At 48.5% G+C, this 3,471-nt stretch carries 3 protein-coding genes; all 3 read right to left on the bottom strand.

Going from position 1 to position 3,471, the window contains the following annotated elements; translation table 11 throughout:
- Nucleotides 1-396, bottom strand: a 396-nt coding sequence (locus tag ACR0P9_RS09430) for an ABC transporter permease (RefSeq protein ID WP_432619526.1), incomplete at its 3' end; no start/stop codon positions are given.
- On the bottom strand, nucleotides 389-1,894 hold the full coding sequence (locus ACR0P9_RS09435) for a sugar ABC transporter ATP-binding protein (RefSeq protein ID WP_432619528.1): 1,506 nt from the start codon (nucleotides 1,892-1,894) through the stop codon (nucleotides 389-391). The genes ACR0P9_RS09430 and ACR0P9_RS09435, both read right to left, overlap by 8 nt.
- 108 nt (nucleotides 1,895-2,002) lie before the next feature.
- Nucleotides 2,003-3,001, bottom strand: coding sequence for a sugar ABC transporter substrate-binding protein (locus ACR0P9_RS09440; RefSeq protein ID WP_432619530.1), 999 nt, complete (start codon nucleotides 2,999-3,001; stop codon nucleotides 2,003-2,005).
- Nucleotides 3,002-3,471: the final 470 nt, after the last annotated feature.

A 3,471-nucleotide genomic window follows, 5' to 3' on the forward strand; every position in this document is an offset into this window, starting at 1 on the left:
GAAGTTTTTCATACCCAACGTAGATACGAACGGATGCGGCAGGTGCAGACGAGTCAGCAGCAAGCCGTTAATCAAGCCGATCAATGTACCAGCCACAATAGCGACAACGATGAGTACAAACGAGTTGGTCATGCCGCCCTTAACGAGCATACCACAGATACAAGCACAGAATGTCGCATTTGCACCAACTGACAAGTCGATACCTGCGGTAATCAAGCACAGCAGCATACCGGTGGACAGCAGTGCTGTAAACGTCGTCTGCTTCAAAACAGACATCAAGTTATTATACGTCAAAAACTTATCGCTGACAATGGTCAAAACCACGCACAGAATAATCAGCGCTGCCAGTGTACCAAGGAACGAATTGCCATTGGATTTTTTCTTAGTCTTAGTCATCTAAAGTACCTCCCCATGCTGCTTTCATGAGACTTTCCTGATTGAAATGCTTGCTGCCACGGTCTACAGTCGCCATGATTTTGCCGCCGCGCATAACGATCACGCGATCCGACATACCCAAGATTTCCGGCATCTCCGACGAAATCATGATAACGCATTTGCCCTCCTTGACCAGACGGTTCATGACGTTATACACTTCGATCTTTGCGCCGACGTCAATGCCTCGTGTCGGCTCGTCAAAGATAAAGATGTCTGCATCGGTATTGACCCATTTGCCAATAACTACCTTCTGCTGATTGCCGCCGGAAAGCTGTCCGACAATCTCATTGGCAGATGGTGTCTTGATGCGCAGATCTCGAATGTTGGCCTCTGTCGCCTCATTGATTTTCTTCTCACTGAGGAACAAACCGCTGGTAAAGCCCTTCAGATTGGCAAGAATAACATTGTTGCGAATGCTCTCCTGCAAGACAAGTCCCTGTCCCTTTCGATCTTCGGTCAGGAACGCAATGCCATTCTGGATTGCCTGCCGTGGGGTTTTTATTTTTACTTCCTTGCCGTGGATGTAAATCTTGCCGCTGTCCAGCGGATCCGCGCCAAAGATTGCACGCATGGTTTCGGTACGTCCCGCTCCAACCAGTCCGGCAAAACCGAGCACCTGACCGTTATATGCCTCAAAGCTGACATCATCGAGGACGCCGCCCTCCATTAAATGCTCTGCCTTGAGAGCTACTTCTCCCTTGGTGCCGAATTCCTTCGGGAACAGATTGTCCAATGTTCTGCCTACCATGGCAGCAATCAATGAATCATTGGTCCAATCTTTAATATCACGGGTATCGATGTACTGACCGTCTCGAATGACTTCGACGCGGTCGCACAGCTCGAACAATTCTTCCAGCTTATGGGATACAAAGACGATGCCGATGCCGCGGTCACGCAGTTCCCGACACGTTTTCATCAGCTGTGCGACTTCCTTCTCACCCAGAGAAGAGGTCGGCTCGTCCATAATAATCATTTTTGCATCAATCAAAACCGCCTTGGCGATTTCAATCATCTGCTGCACGCCCATGCCAAAGGTGCCAGCTGGTTTTTCCGGGTCAATATCCTGTCCCAGAGACGCCATGACTTCTTTTGCCTTCTTGTGCATGGTCTTGTAATCAAGCAGACCGCCCGGCCCCTTGATCCATTTGTTGATAAAAATATTATCCGTGATGCTGAGCAATTTTTCGATGTTCAGCTCCTGATAAACGCAGGCGATGCCTGCCGCTGCGGACTCATTTGGATCTTTAAACGTCTTTTTCTCGCCGTTGACGTAGATTTCTCCTTCATCCGGCTGATGCACTCCCGTCAACACCTTAATCAGTGTCGATTTTCCCGCACCATTTTCTCCGATCAATCCGAGAATTTCGCCCGGCTTGACCGCCAGCTGCATTTTATCAAGAGCTACTACACCCGGGAATATCTTTGTCGTATTTTTTAATTCTACTACATATTCACTCATTGATTTTCACCCTTTTCTCTGATGCCCTGTATAAAAAGTGATGCCCTTACCGATGGTTCTTCGATAAGGGCATCCCATATACTCGTTTATTTTTTGCCCTTTGTGTGCTTACTTCAGGTACTCAGACAGCTGATCCAAACGCTCCTGTGCGGAGTCCTTGTCCACGATACCAGAACCAGAATCAATGAAAGAATCCAGCTTCTTGCCATTCAGATTATCTACTGCTGCCTGTACAGCCTTGTAGCCCATGCCATATGCATCCTGAATGACGGACATGGTTTCCTGACCTGCCAGAATAGCTTCGCACGCTGCGCGGTCGCCGTTAAAGCCAAGGAAAATGGTATTCTCATATGCCTTGTTGCCCTTTGCTGCGCGAGCTGCTGCCATAGCCATGTCATCATTGTTTGCGCAGACGATAGCTACACCTTCCGGATGGGTCTGCATGATTGCTTCCATGGAGTTTACAGCTTTATCTGCTACTGCGTCTGCATACTGGGTTTCCTTCTCAAGGAATGTGCCGCCAGCTTCCGTGACGCCCTTCTTATAGCCTTCATAACGAGCGGTGTTGGTCGGGTCGCCCTGTACGCCGCAGATTTCAATGCACTCGATCTTGTCCCAGCCAGCCTTCTTTGCCGCTTCTACGGCTGCCTTGCCGCCAAGTGCCGCTGCATCTTCATTGCCGGTACCAATGAAGGAAACCACTTCATCGGCATCAAAGTTGGTGTCAACGGCGAAAATCGGGGTCTTGGTTCCCTTTACCAGCGTTGCTGCCTGATCGCCCTGCAGCGGAGCGATGATAATCGAATCATATGCGCCGGACTGAACATCCGTCTCAATCATGTTCTGCTGCTCGTCGTATGCTGTCTCAGAGGTTGCGCCCTTGACATCAACGGTTACGCCGAGATCCTTTGCTGCCGCCTCTGCGCCAGCCTGTACATACTGCCAATACTCTGCGGAGGTGGTCTTCAAAATCATGCTGATCTTTGCGCCATCTGCGCTGCCGCCGGAGCCTGCCGCCTTGTCGCCGCCAGAAGAGCTTCCGCAAGCACATAAACCTGTCATCATTGCGCCTGCCAAAAGCATCGCTGCAATTCGCTTCATTTTCATCGTTCATTCTCCTTTTCTCAGTTCATAGCAGTCTATCTCTCTTGTCGTCTGCCATGTGTTTCTATGTATGCATTGTACCGTTTCATTTCGTGCAAATAAATAACATTTCCTGCTATTGAGTTGCGAAAATGTGCTCTTTTTCGTTATTTTTATCGTATTGTACAAATTAACGCCCATATTTTATGTGCAACTTGCACAGTATTTTTTCTGTATCTCTTGATTTCCGGCGTGCTTTTGTTATTTTTTTGCAAGCACCTCGCAGGTTCATCCTTTGACATCCCATAGACTCCATGCTACAATTCTGACGTATTCTCAATGATGATTCGCGCAAGGAGGAATCCCTATGCTTGGTTTTGAAGCAGGCACCTGCAACGGATCGGATTTATATTTTCAAAGCCCTTCTGAGCAGGCACGCAGTATGCTGTTCTATATGACGTCCTGCGGCTACTACTATACAGACAAAAACTATA

The organism is Butyricicoccus sp. (genome assembly GCF_050872565.1).
In the GTDB taxonomy this organism is placed as follows: Bacteria; Bacillota; Clostridia; order Oscillospirales; family Butyricicoccaceae; genus Butyricicoccus_A.

Excerpts from the sequence above, each read along its gene's own strand:
- ACR0P9_RS09435 (WP_432619528.1), bottom strand. The coding sequence starts at position 1,894 with ATGAGTGAATATGTAGTAGAATTAAAAAATACGACAAAGATATTCCCG.
- ACR0P9_RS09440 (WP_432619530.1), bottom strand. The coding sequence starts at position 3,001 with ATGAAAATGAAGCGAATTGCAGCGATGCTTTTGGCAGGCGCAATGATG.